At 65.2% G+C, this 15,441-nt stretch carries 14 protein-coding genes; 10 read left to right on the plus strand and 4 right to left on the minus strand.

From position 1 onward, the window contains the following. Positions 1-97: 97 nt before the first annotated feature. The 3 genes from PY310_RS01390 to PY310_RS01400 are packed head-to-tail and all read left to right on the plus strand — an operon-like array spanning position 98 to position 3,679. Positions 98-1,027 carry an ABC transporter permease gene (locus PY310_RS01390; RefSeq protein WP_275212352.1) on the plus strand — a complete coding sequence of 310 codons (930 nt, stop codon included), beginning with the start codon at positions 98-100 and terminating at the stop codon, positions 1,025-1,027. Beyond that, positions 1,017-1,961, plus strand: a complete 945-nt coding sequence (locus tag PY310_RS01395; RefSeq protein ID WP_275212353.1) for an ABC transporter permease — start codon at positions 1,017-1,019, stop codon at positions 1,959-1,961. Before PY310_RS01390 ends, PY310_RS01395 begins: the two co-directional genes overlap by 11 nt. Positions 1,962-1,972: 11 nt before the next feature. Further along, positions 1,973-3,679: an ABC transporter ATP-binding protein gene (locus tag PY310_RS01400; RefSeq protein WP_275212354.1), complete on the plus strand. Its 1,707-nt coding sequence runs from the start codon at positions 1,973-1,975 to the stop codon at positions 3,677-3,679. A 78-nt stretch (positions 3,680-3,757) separates the two neighbouring features. Here the strand turns inward: PY310_RS01400 and PY310_RS01405 are convergent, their stop codons facing one another. Further along, positions 3,758-4,576: an SGNH/GDSL hydrolase family protein gene (locus tag PY310_RS01405; protein WP_342755727.1), complete on the minus strand. Its 819-nt coding sequence runs from the start codon at positions 4,574-4,576 to the stop codon at positions 3,758-3,760. Positions 4,577-4,946: 370 nt separating this feature from the next. Between PY310_RS01405 and typA the strand changes: the two genes are divergently transcribed. Beyond that, positions 4,947-6,875 (plus strand): translational GTPase TypA, encoded by a 1,929-nt coding sequence (typA, locus tag PY310_RS01410; protein ID WP_275212356.1) that lies wholly within the window; start codon positions 4,947-4,949, stop codon positions 6,873-6,875. Between the two features lie 101 nt (positions 6,876-6,976). On the opposite strand, the gene PY310_RS01415 is transcribed toward typA, so the two are convergent. Continuing rightward, the gene (locus tag PY310_RS01415) at positions 6,977-7,222 is read right to left on the minus strand and encodes a putative acetyltransferase (RefSeq protein ID WP_275212357.1); all 246 of its coding nucleotides are present in this window, start codon (positions 7,220-7,222) and stop codon (positions 6,977-6,979) included. 135 nt (positions 7,223-7,357) lie between these two features. Between PY310_RS01415 and fdxA the strand changes: the two genes are divergently transcribed. The 3 genes from fdxA to PY310_RS01430 all read left to right on the plus strand — a co-directional run bounded on the left by fdxA (position 7,358) and on the right by PY310_RS01430 (position 10,359). Further along, on the plus strand, positions 7,358-7,684 hold the full coding sequence (gene fdxA, locus PY310_RS01420; protein ID WP_275212358.1) for a ferredoxin: 327 nt from the start codon (positions 7,358-7,360) through the stop codon (positions 7,682-7,684). A 14-nt stretch (positions 7,685-7,698) separates the two neighbouring features. Beyond that, the gene (gene dapC / locus PY310_RS01425) at positions 7,699-8,847 is read left to right on the plus strand and encodes a succinyldiaminopimelate transaminase (protein WP_275212359.1); all 1,149 of its coding nucleotides are present in this window, start codon (positions 7,699-7,701) and stop codon (positions 8,845-8,847) included. Between the two features lie 228 nt (positions 8,848-9,075). Continuing rightward, positions 9,076-10,359: a citrate synthase gene (locus PY310_RS01430; RefSeq protein WP_275212360.1), complete on the plus strand. Its 1,284-nt coding sequence runs from the start codon at positions 9,076-9,078 to the stop codon at positions 10,357-10,359. A 158-nt stretch (positions 10,360-10,517) separates the two neighbouring features. Here the strand turns inward: PY310_RS01430 and galE are convergent, their stop codons facing one another. Beyond that, positions 10,518-11,531, minus strand: a complete 1,014-nt coding sequence (gene galE, locus PY310_RS01435; protein WP_275212361.1) for a UDP-glucose 4-epimerase GalE — start codon at positions 11,529-11,531, stop codon at positions 10,518-10,520. 64 nt (positions 11,532-11,595) lie between these two features. Here galE and PY310_RS01440 point away from each other — a divergent pair, with 64 nt between their 5' ends. From PY310_RS01440 to PY310_RS01455, 3 genes are all read left to right on the plus strand, one after another. After that, on the plus strand, positions 11,596-12,207 hold the full coding sequence (locus tag PY310_RS01440; protein ID WP_275212362.1) for a TetR/AcrR family transcriptional regulator: 612 nt from the start codon (positions 11,596-11,598) through the stop codon (positions 12,205-12,207). Between the two features lie 91 nt (positions 12,208-12,298). Next, positions 12,299-12,910 carry a hypothetical protein gene (locus PY310_RS01445; RefSeq protein WP_275212363.1) on the plus strand — a complete coding sequence of 204 codons (612 nt, stop codon included), beginning with the start codon at positions 12,299-12,301 and terminating at the stop codon, positions 12,908-12,910. Positions 12,911-13,205: 295 nt separating this feature from the next. Next, the gene (locus tag PY310_RS01455) at positions 13,206-14,579 is read left to right on the plus strand and encodes an NAD(P)-binding protein (protein WP_275212364.1); all 1,374 of its coding nucleotides are present in this window, start codon (positions 13,206-13,208) and stop codon (positions 14,577-14,579) included. A gap of 8 nt (positions 14,580-14,587) precedes the next feature. Here the strand turns inward: PY310_RS01455 and PY310_RS01460 are convergent, their stop codons facing one another. Continuing rightward, positions 14,588-15,418 (minus strand): transglycosylase SLT domain-containing protein, encoded by an 831-nt coding sequence (locus tag PY310_RS01460; protein WP_275212365.1) that lies wholly within the window; start codon positions 15,416-15,418, stop codon positions 14,588-14,590. Positions 15,419-15,441 lie beyond the last annotated feature (23 nt).

A 15,441-nucleotide genomic window follows, 5' to 3' on the forward strand; every position in this document is an offset into this window, starting at 1 on the left:
AAATGGGGGTCCGGCATCAGCCGGGCCCCCATTGTCCTGTACGGCAGGAAGGCACACATGAAACCCCCCACTTCTTTCCCCGAAGGCTGGTGATCCGGTGGTCCGCTTTATCCTGCGTCGGCTCCTCCAAGTGATCCCCGTCTTCATCGGCACCACGCTCCTGGTCTACTACATGGTCTTCGCCCTTCCCGGCGACCCCATCGCCGCGCTCTTCGGTGACCGCCAGCCCCCGCAGGCCGTCATTGATACCCTCCGCAGCCAGTACCACCTCGACCAGCCCTTCTGGGTCCAGTACGGCCTGTTCCTGAAGAACCTTTTCACCTTCAACCTGGGTAATGACTTCACCGGTCAGCCCATTGCGGCGAGCCTGGCACGGGTCTTTCCCGTGACGGCCATGCTCGCCGTCGAGGCGCTTGCCATCCAGGCCATCTTCGGCGTTGCCTTCGGTGTTTTCGCCGGCCTCCGCCGCGGCGGCTGGTTCGACTCCACCGTCCTGGTGGCTTCCCTCGTCGTCATCGCTGTGCCCACCTTTGTCCTCGGCTTTGTCTTCCAACTGGTTTTCGGTGTCCAGCTCGGCTGGGCCAAACCCACGGTCGGCGCCAACGCGGACTGGGGCAGCCTGCTGCTCCCCGCGGTGGTCCTGGGCCTGGTGTCATTTGCCTACGTGCTCCGCCTGACCCGCGCCTCGGTCAGCGAAAACATGAACGCCGACTACGTCCGGACAGCCACCGCAAAGGGCCTGTCCCGGCCGCGGGTTGTGATTGCCCACATCCTGCGCAACTCCTTGATACCGGTGGTGACCTACCTCGGCGCCAACCTCGGCGGCCTGATGGGCGGTGCCATCGTGACGGAGGGCATCTTCAACGTCCCCGGTGTGGGCAACAAGCTCTATCAAGCCGTACTGCGCAGCGAAGGGCCAACCATCGTCTCCATCGTCAGCGTCCTGGTGCTGGTCTTTGTGGTGGCCAACCTGCTCGTTGATCTCCTGTATGCCTGGCTAGACCCGAGGATCCGTTATGACCAGTAATAACAGCCACTTTGTGGCGCCCATCGACGAGACGCCGTTGCTTGCAACGGACGCCGTCAAAACCGACCAGGCACCGCTGAGCCTGTGGTCGGACGCATGGCGCAAACTCCGCCGCCGGCCGTTGTTCATCATCTCCTCGCTCCTGATCCTGGCACTGGTGGTCGTGGCGCTGTTCCCCGGACTCTTCTCCTCCGTTGCGCCAAACGACGGTTGCGAACTGGCGAACTCGGAAGGCGGTCCCACTGCGGGCCACCCGTTCGGCTTCACCTTCCAGGGCTGTGACATCTACTCCCGCGTCATCCACGGCACCCAGGCCTCCCTCTCGGTGGGTGTGCTTTCCGTCTTGTGCGTCCTTGTCATCGGTGTAACCATCGGTGCGATCGCCGGCTACTACGGCGGCTGGGTTGACGCGGTCCTGGCCCGCCTCGGTGACATCTTCTTCGCGCTTCCCCTGATCCTGGGTGCCCTGGTCATCACCCAGCTCCCGCTGTTCAGGGAAAACCGGAGCGTTTGGACGGTGGTGTTTGTCATCTCCCTGCTGGCGTGGCCACAAATGGCACGCATCACCCGCGGAGCCGTGATCGAGGTGCGCAACGCGGACTTCGTGACCGCGGCCCGCTCGTTGGGCGTTTCAAGGTTCGGGGCCCTGGTCCGGCACGTCCTGCCGAACGCGCTGGCACCGATCATTGTCCTGGCCACCCTGGAACTGGGCGTTTTCATTGTGGCCGAAGCCACCCTGTCCTTCCTGGGCATCGGCCTCCCGCAGGGCATCATGTCCTGGGGCAATGACATTGCGGGTGCCCAGGCATCCATCCGCACCCATCCGCAGATCATGCTCTACCCGGCGGCGGCCCTGTCCATTACCGTGTTGAGCTTCATCATGCTCGGAGATGCCGTCCGGGATGCGCTTGATCCGAAGAGCCGTCAGCGATGAGAGACAAAGAGATGCTTACTCCAGAAATCAACATCGACGAGGCCGTCCCCACCGGCGTAAAGCCGTTGCTGGAAATCCGCGACCTGGCCATTACATTCAAGACCGGCGGCGGTGACGTCCAGGCGGTCCGCAACGCGCACCTGACCATCATGCCCGGTGAGACCGTGGCCATCGTGGGCGAATCAGGCTCCGGTAAATCCACGACGGCGCTGGCCGCCATCGGCCTCCTGCCCACCAACGGTGCGGTGTCCGGCGGGCAAATCCTCCTTGACGGGGAGGACATTGCGCATGCCTCCGAAAAACGGATGATCGAACTGCGCGGCAATACGATCGGCATGGTCCCGCAGGACCCCATGTCCAACCTGAACCCGGTCTGGAAGATCGGCTACCAGGTCAAGGAAACCCTGAGGGCCAACGGACGGCCCAGCGGCCCGGATGACATCGCCAAGGTGCTGTCCGAGGCGGGCCTGCCGGACGCCCACCGCCGGGCCAACCAGTACCCGCACGAGTTCTCCGGCGGCATGCGCCAGCGTGCGCTGATCGCCATCGGATTGTCCTGTCAGCCACGACTGCTGATAGCGGATGAGCCCACGTCTGCCCTGGACGTCACCGTCCAGCGGCAGATCCTGGACCACCTGGAAACCATGACGTCCGAGCTCGGCACGGCCGTCCTGCTTATCACGCACGATCTGGGACTGGCCGCCGAGCGGGCCGACAAGGTGGTGGTGATGTACCGGGGACAGGTTGTGGAGGCAGGTCCCTCACTGGAGCTGCTCCGCAACCCGCAGCACCCCTACACCAAGCGCCTGGTCGAATCCGCCCCTTCCTTGGCAAGCCGGCGCATCCAGGTCGCCAAGGAGCAGGGTGTGCAGGCGTCAGACCTGCTGGCGTCCGCCGCTGAGGCAGTGGCCGCGGACAACGTCCTGCAGATCCAGGACCTGCGCAGGGTCTACAAACTCCGCAGCGGCCTGGGGAAGTCCACGGACTTCGCCGCCGTGGACGGCGTGAGCTTCGACGTGAAGCGGGGAACCACCACTGCAATTGTGGGGGAGTCCGGCTCAGGCAAGTCCACAGTGGCCAGAATGGTCCTGCAGCTGGAAAAGCCCACCGAGGGCAGGATCCTCTTCGACGGCGTGGACACCTCCTTGCTCAAGGCAAAGGAACTGTTCAAGTTCCGCCGCCGGGTGCAGCCGATCTTCCAGGACCCCTACGGTTCGCTGGACCCGATGTACAACATCTTCAGGACCATCGAGGAGCCGCTCCGGGTACACAAGATAGGGGACGCCGCGAGCCGTGAAAAAAAGGTCCGCGAACTCCTGGACCAGGTGGCCTTGCCGCAGTCGACCATGCAGCGGTACCCGAACGAGCTCTCCGGGGGGCAGCGCCAGCGCATTGCCATCGCCCGGGCCCTCGCCCTGGACCCGGAAGTAATCATTTGCGACGAAGCCGTGTCGGCTTTGGACGTTCTGGTCCAGGCCCAGGTACTGAACCTCCTGGCCGACCTGCAGGCCAACCTGGGGCTCACCTATCTCTTCATAACCCACGACCTCGCAGTGGTCCGGCAGATAGCTGACCACGTGTGCGTGATGGAGAAGGGGAAGCTGGTGGAAACGGGTTCCACGGATGACGTCTTCGAATCGCCCCAGCAGGATTACACCAAGGCACTGCTCAACGCCATTCCCGGTGCGAAGCTGATGCTTCCGCCGGAAGTGGCCTAAAGGACAGTGGCCTAAACGGCAGCAGCCACAAAAGCAGGAGCCGGTGTCCGGAAGGACGCCGGCTCCTGCTTTTAACGCCTACAGCTGGAGGTTGAGTTTCCGAAGCTTGTCGCCGAGCAGCGTGCCCAGCGTCTTTCGGCCGGCGGCGTTCATGTGCACGGCATCCGCCAGGTCCTTCGTGAGGTTGTACTTGGTCAGCCAGTCACCCACGCTCACAAACGGTAGGCCGTGTCTGGCTGCCAGTGCCCCCAGGAGCGCATCTATCTGTGTCCTGCGCCCGCCCCCGTAGTTCGATCCGCGGGCCAAAGTGCCGATTATCGCGAGCCGGGTGCCCGGATACCGGTTCTTGAGGGCGCCGATCAGGCGGTCCGCATTGGCCACGATCTGCGCGTCGGTAGCGCCACGGGCTGCATCATTGCCGCCCCCCTGGATGACAATCAGGGCCGGGGTTCCATAAGGCAGCTTCCAGTCGCCCCGCTCCAGGGCATCAATGTAGTTGCCCGTCTTGCCATTGGCAGCCACAAAGCCGGTTCCGCCCAGGCCGCAAAAGTGGACCTTGTAGCCAACAGCGGCCAGGCCAAGCCGGGGCCAGCCGTCGGCGGGTTCGGATTGTGAGTCACCGATGAGGAGGGCGGTGTGCCTCAGGTCCGGGACAGCAACTTCGTCGCGCCCGCTGGCAGGATTGCGGATTACCGTACCGGGCGGAAGCGCTTCCGGATCAGCCCCGCGTGGAATGTATCCACTGGCGGCACCGCCCGCGGCGCCGGGCCCTGCGGCAAGAGCAGCCCCGGCGGGGGCAGGCCCCTTCGCGGCGGCGACAGGCCCGCCGGCGGCGACAGGCCCGCCGGCCGCGATGGGCCCACCGGCGGTTGCCGTCGGAGCCGGTACCGTGGACACAGCGGAGGAAGCGGGGGGTGAAGGTGGCTGCCCGCAGCTGCAGAGGAGGACGCCGGCAGCGATTCCCGATGCGACTAAGCGGGTCAGAGCCGAGGCTTGAGGCATCAGTGGTTCTCCGGGCTTGAAGTATCACAGCAATAATGGGGCATCAAGTCACAAAAATCCAGTGACTTTGAGCACTGTCAGACGGTGACTGGTAGAGATCACCCCGGTCCACCGGTATTGGGCCCTTGGTCGATTTTTAGGCGCCTTAGGCTGCAGCGTTTAGAATAATGGAAGGCGCCCTGTGTTAATGGGCCAATCCGTCGTGGACTCCGGTTGGAAATGCGGCGAAACAACAGCTGACTCACACTGAATCGAGCAATAACGCATGTCTGAAACCACCACCAACACTGCGGTAGCCACTGCATCACGCAGTGACCTGCGTAACGTCGCGATCGTGGCCCACGTTGACCACGGCAAGACCACCCTGGTCGATGCCATGCTCAAGCAGACCAACTCCTTTGCCGAACACAACCACCTCGAAGACCGTGTGATGGACTCCGGTGACCTGGAACGCGAAAAGGGCATCACCATCCTGGCCAAGAACACCACGGTGGCCTACAACGGACCGTCCTCCAATGGTGAAACCATCACCATCAACGTGATCGACACCCCCGGCCACGCCGACTTCGGCGGCGAGGTGGAGCGCGGCCTGTCCATGGTGGACGGCGTTGTCCTCCTGGTTGACGCGTCCGAGGGCCCGCTGCCCCAGACCCGTTTCGTGCTCCGCAAGGCCCTGGCCGCGCACCTTCCGGTCATCCTGCTCGTCAACAAAACGGACCGCCCCGACTCCCGCATCGACGAAGTCGTCCACGAGTCCATGGACCTCCTCCTGGGCCTCGCCTCTGACCTTGCGGATGAAGTTCCGGACCTGGACCTCGACAAGATCCTTAACGTCCCCGTTGTCTACGCAGCCGCCAAGGTAGGCCGCGCCTCCCTCGTGCAGCCCGCCGACGGGTCCGCCCCGGACAGCGAGAACCTCGAGCCGCTGTTCAAGGCCATCATCGAGCACATCCCGGCGCCGACGTACAACCCGAATGGCGTGCTCCAGGCACACGTGACCAACCTTGACGCCTCCCCGTTCCTGGGCCGCCTCGCCCTGCTCCGCATCTACAACGGAACGCTCCGCAAGGGCCAGACCGTTGCCTGGGCCCGCGCCAACGGCGAGCTCAAGAACGTCAAGATCACCGAACTGCTGGCCACCAAGGCCCTCGACCGCGTTCCGGCCGAGTCCGCGGGCCCGGGCGAAATCGTCGCCGTCGCCGGTATTGAGGAAATCACCATCGGCGAGACCCTCACCGACGTCGACAACCCGCAGCCGCTGCCGCTGATCACCGTTGACGACCCGGCCATCTCGATGACCATCGGTATCAACACCTCGCCGCTGGCCGGCAAGGTCAAGGGCGCCAAGGTCACCGCCCGCCAGGTCAAGGACCGCCTCGACAAGGAACTGATCGGTAACGTCTCCCTCAAGGTTCTCCCCACCGAGCGCCCGGACGCCTGGGAAGTCCAGGGCCGTGGCGAGCTCGCGCTTGCCATCCTGGTTGAGCAGATGCGCCGTGAAGGCTTCGAACTGACCGTCGGCAAGCCGCAGGTTGTCACGAAGACCGTCGACGGCAAGATCCACGAGCCGATGGAACACATGACCATTGACGTACCGGAAGAGTACCTCGGTGCCGTCACCCAGCTGATGGCAGCCCGCAAGGGCCGCATGACCAACATGGCCAACCACGGCACCGGCTGGTGCCGCATGGAGTTCATCGTTCCGGCCCGTGGCCTGATCGGCTTCCGCACCAAATTCCTCACCGACACCCGCGGTGCCGGCATTGCTTCCTCCATCGCCGAGGGCTACGAGCCGTGGGCCGGCCCCATCGAGTACCGCACCAACGGTTCGATCGTGGCTGACCGCTCTGGCGTGGTCACCCCGTTCGCGATGATCAAGCTCCAGGAACGCATGTCATTCTTCGTGCAGCCCACCTCCGAGGTCTACGAAGGCATGATCGTTGGCGAGAACTCACGCGCCGATGACATGGACGTGAACATCACCAGGGAAAAGCAGCTCACCAACATGCGTGCAGCGTCCTCGGACACCTTCGAGAACATGACCCCGCCGCGCAACCTGACCCTCGAGGAGTCCCTCGAATTCGCCCGCGAAGACGAGTGCGTTGAGGTGACCCCGGACTCCATCCGGATCCGGAAGCTCATCCTGGACGCCAACGAACGCGCCAAGGCCAGCCGCGCACGCGCCAAGTCCTAACCGAGTTTGTTGAAGCTGCCGGTACGGCAGGCGGGAAACCGCCGTCGTACCGGCAGCTTTTCTTTTGCCCGGATGCCGGTCCGGGGAGTGAATGCCGGAAGTCAGTGGCGGGCGCGGGACGCGCGCCGCTCAGGGGCGGGCGGGACCGCTTTCGCGGCGACCACGAGGTGCAGGGGGATCACGACGTCGGCCTGCCGCGTCCGGACGGTGCACTCGCCGTCGTCCGTGGTCACTAGGTGCCCCAGCGCGTCCGTCAGCCCGCCGTCGATCCGGTACCGCACCACCACCCTGGTTCCGGGCGTGGCCGCGGCCAGGAATTCACGGGGCGTAGGCTGGGCGGGACTCACCAGTTCATACTAAGGCGGTCCGCTAGGTTCGCGGGAACCGGCCGGGAGATAATAAGCTCAGTAGTCAATAGTCCGGAGATTGCACCGGATTCAAGTGCCGGCGGTGGCCGGAACCAACGTGGAGAGGCAAGGGACGTGACGTACGTAATCGCGCAGCCGTGTGTAGATGTCAAAGACAAGGCATGTATTGAGGAGTGCCCGGTCGACTGCATCTACGAGGGTGAGCGTTCGCTGTACATCCACCCCGATGAGTGCGTCGATTGTGGTGCCTGCGAGCCTGTGTGCCCGGTGGAGGCCATCTACTATGAGGACGACACTCCCGAGGAATGGGCCGATTACTACAAGGCCAACGTCGAATTCTTCGATGACCTCGGGTCTCCCGGCGGGGCCGCGAAGATCGGCAACACGGGCAAGGACCACCCGATGGTTGCCGCCCTGCCGCCGCAGAACCAAGACGCCTGAGCCGGGCCGTCCCGGTGACATCAGCGGTGAATACTTTTGGCCTGAGCCTGCCCGATTACCCGTGGGAGGCCATGGCGCCCTACCTCGCCAAGGCTTCCGAGCATCCCGGCGGGGCCGTCAATCTCTCCATTGGCACGCCGGTGGACCCGACGCCCGTGCTGATCCGCGAGGCGCTCAAAGCCGCCGCTGACGCTCCCGGGTACCCCACCGTGCACGGCACCGCCGGGCTGCGTGAAGCGATCGCGGCGTGGTTCCACCGCCGCCGCGGCGTTGCAGGACTGGACCCGAAGAACGTCATGCCCACGGTCGGGTCCAAGGAACTGGTGGCGTGGCTGCCGCTCCTGCTTGGACTGAACCCGGGCGACGTTGTGGTCCGCCCCAAGGTTGCGTACCCCACCTATGACATCGGCGCTACGCTCGCGGGGGTCACCTCCGTAGCCACTGACACTCTGGATGAGCTCGACGCCGCCACCCGCGCCAGGGTGCGCCTCATCTGGGTCAACTCCCCGGGGAATCCCACCGGAAGCGTCCGGGACGTCGAGTCGCTGAAGGCCTTGGTGTCCCAGGCCCGGGAACTGGGTGCCGTGGTGGCCTCCGATGAATGCTATGCCGAGCTCGGGTGGGGCTCATGGGATGCCCAGCGCGGCGGGGAACCTGTTCCCAGCGTCCTGGATCCGCGCGTCGCCGGCGGCTCCCACGATGGGCTCCTTGCGGTGTATTCGTTGAGCAAGCAGTCCAACGTTGCCGGCTACCGGGCGGCTTTTGTGGCCGGGGATCCCGCCATCATGGCGAATCTCGTCAACAGCCGCAAGCATGCCGGCATGATCGTGCCCTACCCGGTACAGGAAGCCATGCGCGTTGCCCTGGGTGACGATTCGCATGTCCAGGCCCAAAAGGATCTCTACCGCGGCCGGCGCGAACGGCTGGTGCCCGCCCTGCAGCAGTTTGGCCTGGAGATCAAGTATTCCGACGCCGGGTTGTACCTGTGGTCCACGGCGGGGGAAGACACCTGGGACACGGTGGGCCGCCTCGCGGACCTGGGCATCGTGGTGGGTCCGGGTGTGTTTTACGGCGACGCCGGCACCGGTTTTGTGCGGGTGGCGCTCACCGGTACCGACGAACGCATCGACGCGGCCGTGGCCCGGCTGGCCCCGGGGCGGTAACAATCATGTGACTCGCGCCACAAAGGCGGCGTTTTGGGGGGATTTTGACGGCCGCCGATTAGTGCCACCCGACCATCGGGCGGTACTCTTTAAGTGACTATCAATGGTGGCTTTCTACAAGAAGGCAGCCCGGGTGTTGGATTTCCTGGATGAACAGGGACAGTGCCACGGCTCACCGGTTGGATCAAGCTTTCGACAGAGGCCCAAGCGCCTCATGAAGGGGACTCCATGACTGAGACCAACAGCGCAACCCTGCACCATGCAGGAGGCGAGCTCAAGCTCCCGCGCATCAAAGTTGTTGAAGGAAACGAAGGATACGACGTTTCCAAGCTGCTCAAGCAGACGGGCGCAGTCACCTTTGACCCCGGCTTCATGAACACGGCAGCAACCACCTCCGCTATTACCTACATTGATGGCGATGCGGGCATCCTGCGGTACCGCGGATACCCCATCGAGCAGCTGGCGCAGCACTCCAGCTTCCTCGAGGTCTCCTACCTGCTGATCTACGGCAACCTGCCCACCGCCACGGAGCTGGAAGCATTCGACCAGAAGATCCGCCGCCACACCCTGCTGCACGAAGAGCTCAAGGGATTCTTCAGCGGCTTCCCCCGCGACGCGCACCCCATGCCGGTGCTGTCCTCGGCCGTGTCCGCGCTGTCCACCTTCTACCAGGACTCCCTGGACCCGTTCAACGCCGAGCAGGTGGAACTCTCCACCATCCGCCTCATGGCCAAGATGCCGGTCATTGCCGCGTACGCGCACAAGAAGTCCATCGGCCAGCCCATGCTGTACCCGGACAACTCCCATAACCTCGTGGAGAACTTCATGCGCCTGAGCTTCGGCCTGCCGGCCGAACAGTATGAAGTGGACCCGGTCATCGCCAAGGCGCTGGACCTGCTGCTGATCCTGCACGCGGACCACGAACAGAACTGCTCCACCTCCACCGTGCGCCTGGTTGGCTCCTCCAACGCCAACCTCTTCGCTTCGGTGTCGGCCGGCATCAACGCCCTCTTCGGCCCCGCCCACGGCGGCGCCAACGAAGCAGTGCTCAAGATGCTCCGCCAGATCCAGGCCGACGGCACCAAGCCCGAGGACTACATGGAGAAGGTCAAGAACAAGGAGGACGGCGTCCGCCTCATGGGCTTCGGACACCGCGTCTACAAGAACTACGATCCGCGGGCCAGGATCGTCAAGGACACGGCACACGAGATCCTGACCAAGCTCGGCGGTAACGACGAGCTGCTGGAGATCGCCCTCCGCCTGGAAGAGAAGGCCCTGAACGATGACTACTTCATCCAGCGCAAGCTCTACCCCAACGTGGACTTCTACACCGGCCTGATCTACAAGGCCATGGGCTTCCCGGAGAAGATGTTCACCGTGCTGTTCGCCATCGGCCGCCTGCCGGGCTGGATCGCGCAGTGGCGTGAAATGATCACCGACCCGAACACCAAGATCGGCCGCCCGCGCCAGCTGTACATCGGCGAGCCGGAGCGTGACTACCCGGTCCGCTAAGCGCGCCACGGTCTGTGAACTGAGTACGACGGCGGCCGGTTACCTTCTCCGCGAAGGTGACCGGCCGCCGTCGTTCATCTACAGCAAACTGCAACGCGGGGTCACTTAACGCCCGAAAAAGACTCCGCATTGGGCGATAAATGACCCCGCGTGGCTGTTTAGGTCGAGTAGCCCAGCGGGTTGTTCTTCTGCCAGCGCCAGTGGTCCTCGCACATCTCGTCCACGGTCTTGGTGGTGGACCAGCTGAGGTCGGCCAGGGCGGAGGTGGCGTCCGCCCAGAATGCGGGAAGGTCGCCGGCCCGGCGCCCGGTGATCTCATAGGGGATCGGTTTCCCGACCGCCTTCTCGAAGGACCGCAGGACCTCCAGCACGGAGGAGCCCTTGCCTGAACCGAGGTTCCAGCGGAAGACTCCCGCGCGGTCCGCCACGTGGTTGAGGGCGGCGACGTGCCCTTCGGCGAGGTCGACGACGTGGATGTAGTCGCGCAGGCACGTTCCGTCAGGCGTGTCGTAGTCCCCGCCGAACACCATGAGCTTCTCGCGGCGGCCCACGGCCACCTGGGCGATGAAGGGCACCAGGTTGTTGGGGATGCCCTGGGGGTCCTCGCCGATGCGGCCGGACGGGTGCGCGCCCACCGGGTTGAAGTAACGCAGCAGTGCGATGTGCCAGCGGCTGTCCGCGGCGCCAAGGTCCGAGAGGACGTCCTCGATCTGCTCCTTGGTGCGGCCGTACGGGTTGTTGGCGCCGATTTCCATCTTCTCCACGTAGGGAATGGGGTTGTGCTCGCCGTAGACGGTGGCGGAGGAACTGAAGACAATGGAGCGCACGTCATGGCGGTCCATGACCCTGATCAGGTTCAGCGTGCCCACGAGGTTGTTGTAGTAGTACTTCAGCGGTTCACGGACGGATTCGCCCACGGCCTTCAGGCCCGCGAAGTGAATGACGGCGTCGATCCGGTTGCTTGCGAAAACGCTGTCCACTGCTGCCTCGTCCACGAGATCCACGTTGTGGAAGTCCGCGGTCTTGCCGGTGAGTTCGGCGACGCGCCGCAGCGATTCCTCGCTGGAGTTCACCAGGTTGTCGATCACCACCACATCGTGACCGGCTTCCTGAAGGGACAAAACAGTGTGCGAACCGATATAGCCGGTGCCGCCTGTGACCAGAATTTTCATGCCCCCACGCTATCCCAATTCCGTCGATGAACGGATTACAGCACGGGCGTGCTAAATAGTAGTAGTGCCCAAAATTGTTGATGCCGAAGCCCGGCGCGCGGAAATTGTCGAAGCGGTCTTCAGGATCATCGCCGTGGACGGGCTGGAACGGGCCTCCTTGCGGGAGGTGGCCGACGAAGCAGGCCTGGCCGTCGGGTCCGTCCGGCACTACTTCGCGGGCAGCGACGAACTGCTCCGCTTCTCCTTCGCTGCGGTGGTGGACCGGATCCTGGCAAGGCTTACGGCGGGACTGCCGGCGATGCTGGAGAGTGAACCCCGATCGGAGTCCCGGCGGGAGGCCGTTTTAACCCTGCTGGGTGAATTCCTGCCCCTTGACGAAGACCGCGCCGTGGATGCGTGCGTATGGATGGCCTTCAAAAACGCGGCCAGGATCCGGCCCGTGCTCGCAGCGGAAGCCGACCGCAGCCACCGCGAGGTGGCCGCCGTCGTCGGACAGGTGATCACGGCCCTGGTCCGCGGCGACGGTGAGGATCAGGACCGGCTCACGGTGGAAGCGGAGCGACTGCTGGCGACGCTCGACGGGCTGTGCATGCACGCCCTCCTCCAACCCGAATGGATGACTGCGCAGATGTGCCGTGATGTCCTTGACCGGCACGTGTGGAGCCTGGCCGGCTGACACTACCGTCCGCCGCCATCCGGAATAGACTGGGAGCCGGGGGAGCGGAGCGGCCGGAACCCGGCAGGGGCAGGCCAAAGGAGGAATTGGGATGAATCAAACAGGTGGTCCCGGCTGGCAGATCACAACGGACACGTCCGGACCCCTGATGATCGCGCTGTTTGTCCGCGATGCGGCAGGCCTGGACGGGGCGGGCCATCCCGCACTTTGTCACGCAGCCCCGAAGGTCCGGCAGGCCGACCATTCGCATCTGACTGCCGATGTGGGCGGGGTAAGTGCGCTGAAGACCGAGTGGGAAGCCTGGTGGGAGCAGCTGCTCAAGGCCCATCCGCAGACCGCGCCGGAACTCTCCCCGCCGGCATTTGAGGCCTTCGGCAACTCCCCGGCCCTCCAGCGTGTCCTGCAGGCGCACTTCGGTGCCGCCCTGACCTGGGCACGGGAACGCCGGAGCGAATACACCCGCCTGGAGGCGGAACGGGTGGCCAGTGGCACCGACCAGCTCCTGGGTGACATCGTGGACGACCGGCTGATGGAGGTTGGCCGGGAGGCGCGGGACTTCAACCTGACCATCATCGAGTTGCCGCTGAACGAAGAGCGGGCCTGGTACCTGGAACCGGACAAGATCCTCATGAGCCACAACCTCATGTCACAGCCCGAGCTCTTCCGCAGCTACGTCCAGCCGGTGGTGGAAATCCTCGCTTAGGTCGGCGCCCGGTCCGGCGGGCTGGCCCAGGTCCAGTGGTCCCGTCGGGTCGCACACGCGGGACTCCCCGGCGGGCTCGGCCTTCACGATGGAGAGCAGCCGCCGCCGGCTGGGATCCGCCAGCGCTTGGACTGCAGGGCCTGCACGCCGCCGGAACCCGTCATTCGCGAATATTGACATGCGTCGATATACTCGCTGTATCGACGAACGTCAATGAACCCAAGGGGTAACCGCATGAGCATCCCGGCTGCCAAATAAAAGCCCCGCCCCGCCAACGGAAGAAGCAGCGCGCACCATGGATTCACTGAAAAACCTTCCCATTGCCGTCATCGGTGCCGGACCCGTCGGTCTCGCCGCCGCGGCCTACCTGCTCGAACGCGGCCTCCAGCCGCTGATCTTCGAGGCCGGTCCGACGGCGGGGGCTGCCATTGAGCAGTGGCGCCACATCCGGCTGTTCTCACCGTGGCGGTTTAACCTCGACGCCGCCGCGGTCCGCCTGCTCGAGCCGACCGGATGGGTTCCGACGCGGCCCACGGCGCTCCCGTACGGCGGGGAACTCATCGACAACTACCTCGCCCCGCTCGCCGCCATCCCGGCCATCGGTTCACGGCTGCAGACCGGTGCCCGGGTCCTGGCCGTCACGCGCCAGGGCATGGACAAGACGCACACCCGCAACCGCGGGACCACCCCGTTCGTGGTCCGGGTCGAGCACCAGGACGGGCAAGTCCGGGACCACGCGGTGGCCGGCGTCATCGACGCGTCCGGAACCTGGTCCACCCGCAATCCGCTCGGCACGTCGGGGCTTCCCGCCAGCGGCGAGGAGTCCGCCGCGGAGCGGATTGCCTCGCCCCTGCCGGACGTCACAGGCCGGGACCGCGGCACATTCGCGGGCCGCCGGGTCCTGGTTGTCGGGGCGGGGCACTCGGCCGCCAACACGCTGATCAACCTGGCCGGCCTGGCCCAGGAAGAACCTGACACGGCGATCGTGTGGGCCGTGCGCGGGCCCTCAGCCGAGAAGGTGTACGGCGGCGGAGACGCCGACGGACTGCCTGCCCGCGGCCAGCTCGGCTCCCGGCTCCGCCGCCTTGTCGAGGCCGGGACCATCGAACTGCACACCGGATTCGGCATCTCGGCGCTCAAATCCCTGGACTCAGGCGTAAGTGTCGAATCCGTGGATGGACGTCTCCTGGACGTTGATGTCATCATCCCCTGCACCGGCTTCCGCCCGGACCTGGACATCCTGCGCGAACTGCGCCTGAGCCTGGACCCCGCCGTCGAGGCACCCACCGGGCTGGGCCCGCTGATCGACCCTGAATTCCACTCCTGCGGAACCGTCGCCCCGCACGGCGCGAAGCTGCTGGCCCATCCGGACAAAGACTTTTACATCGTGGGCATGAAGTCCTACGGCCGCGCGCCGACCTTCCTGCTGGCCACCGGCTACGAACAGGTCCGGTCGGTCGTGGCGGCCCTCGCCGGTGACCAGGCCGCAGCGGACACCGTCCACCTCGAACTGCCGGAGACCGGGGTGTGCTCCACTGACGGCGGCACCAGTTGCGACACTCCGGCAACCCCGGCGGCCACACAGGACGCCGGTTGCTGCTCCGCTCCGGAACCGGTGCTGGTCGGCTTCCCAACCGGCCTGGCACATGGCCGTTCCGGCAGCAACTGAGCGCTCTCCTACTTCGTGGGCGCTACGGTGATCCGGACCTGGCCGGCCGGGACGTCAGCCACCTGCCAGCCAGCCTGGTCCTTCCGGACCCAGCTATGGCCGGCAACATCGACGCGTGTCACGGCCAGGTCCTTGGCGTTTGCCACGGCCCACTGCGCCACGGACCAGGCCTCACTGCTGGCCGCGTCCACAACCAGCGACTTGCCCTCGACGGCGGTTTCCAGGGCACCGTAGGCCCGAGCGAGTTCCGCGTCCACCGTTTCGGGCTGACCTGGCTCCTGCGGGGCGCGCAGCGTGCACTGAAGAGCCGCGGGCGTCTGGCCGGATAGCGCAGACGCAAAGGACCGGCCCATCTCCTCGTGCTGGGCGTAGGCGTGGGGAAAGGCCGAGCGCTGCACGCGTTGCGCGGCGTCGGTAATGTCCAGGGACTCGTAGCCGGGAATTTTCACCAGCGCGTCGTAGAAGGCGTTGACCGCATAGTAGGGATCCATGATCTGCTCTTCGGTTCCCCACCCCTGGGACGGGCGCTGCTGGAACAGCCCCCGGGAGTCGGGCCCGGCGAGGTCGCCGTGATCGATGTTGCGCAACTTGGATTCCTGCATCGCGGTAGCCAAGGCGATGCTGGCTGCCCGCGGCGGAAGGCCGCGCTGCACGGCGACGGCGGTAATCAGCGCTGCGTTGACCGTCTGGTCGGTGGCGAGCTCGGCGTGCTGCGTTCCGACGTCGGCCGTGCAGCGTTCCGCAACCAATGTCTCGGAACGCTGCACGACGGCCACCACCGTATAGATGCCCCCTGCCAGGAGTGCCAGGGCGAGCAGGAGTACCGTGGCGCGCCGCAAGCCACGGCCCCTGGTTAGCACCG

It is taken from the genome of Pseudarthrobacter naphthalenicus (genome assembly GCF_029076445.1).
Taxonomy (GTDB): domain Bacteria; phylum Actinomycetota; class Actinomycetes; order Actinomycetales; family Micrococcaceae; genus Arthrobacter; species Arthrobacter naphthalenicus.

Excerpts from the sequence above, each read along its gene's own strand:
- PY310_RS01395 (WP_275212353.1), top strand. The coding sequence starts at position 1,017 with ATGACCAGTAATAACAGCCACTTTGTGGCGCCCATCGACGAGACGCCG.
- PY310_RS01400 (WP_275212354.1), top strand. The coding sequence starts at position 1,973 with ATGCTTACTCCAGAAATCAACATCGACGAGGCCGTCCCCACCGGCGTA.
- typA (WP_275212356.1), top strand. The coding sequence starts at position 4,947 with ATGTCTGAAACCACCACCAACACTGCGGTAGCCACTGCATCACGCAGT.
- PY310_RS01430 (WP_275212360.1), top strand. The coding sequence starts at position 9,076 with ATGACTGAGACCAACAGCGCAACCCTGCACCATGCAGGAGGCGAGCTC.
- galE (WP_275212361.1), bottom strand. The coding sequence starts at position 11,531 with ATGAAAATTCTGGTCACAGGCGGCACCGGCTATATCGGTTCGCACACT.
- PY310_RS01445 (WP_275212363.1), top strand. The coding sequence starts at position 12,299 with ATGAATCAAACAGGTGGTCCCGGCTGGCAGATCACAACGGACACGTCC.
- PY310_RS01455 (WP_275212364.1), top strand. The coding sequence starts at position 13,206 with ATGGATTCACTGAAAAACCTTCCCATTGCCGTCATCGGTGCCGGACCC.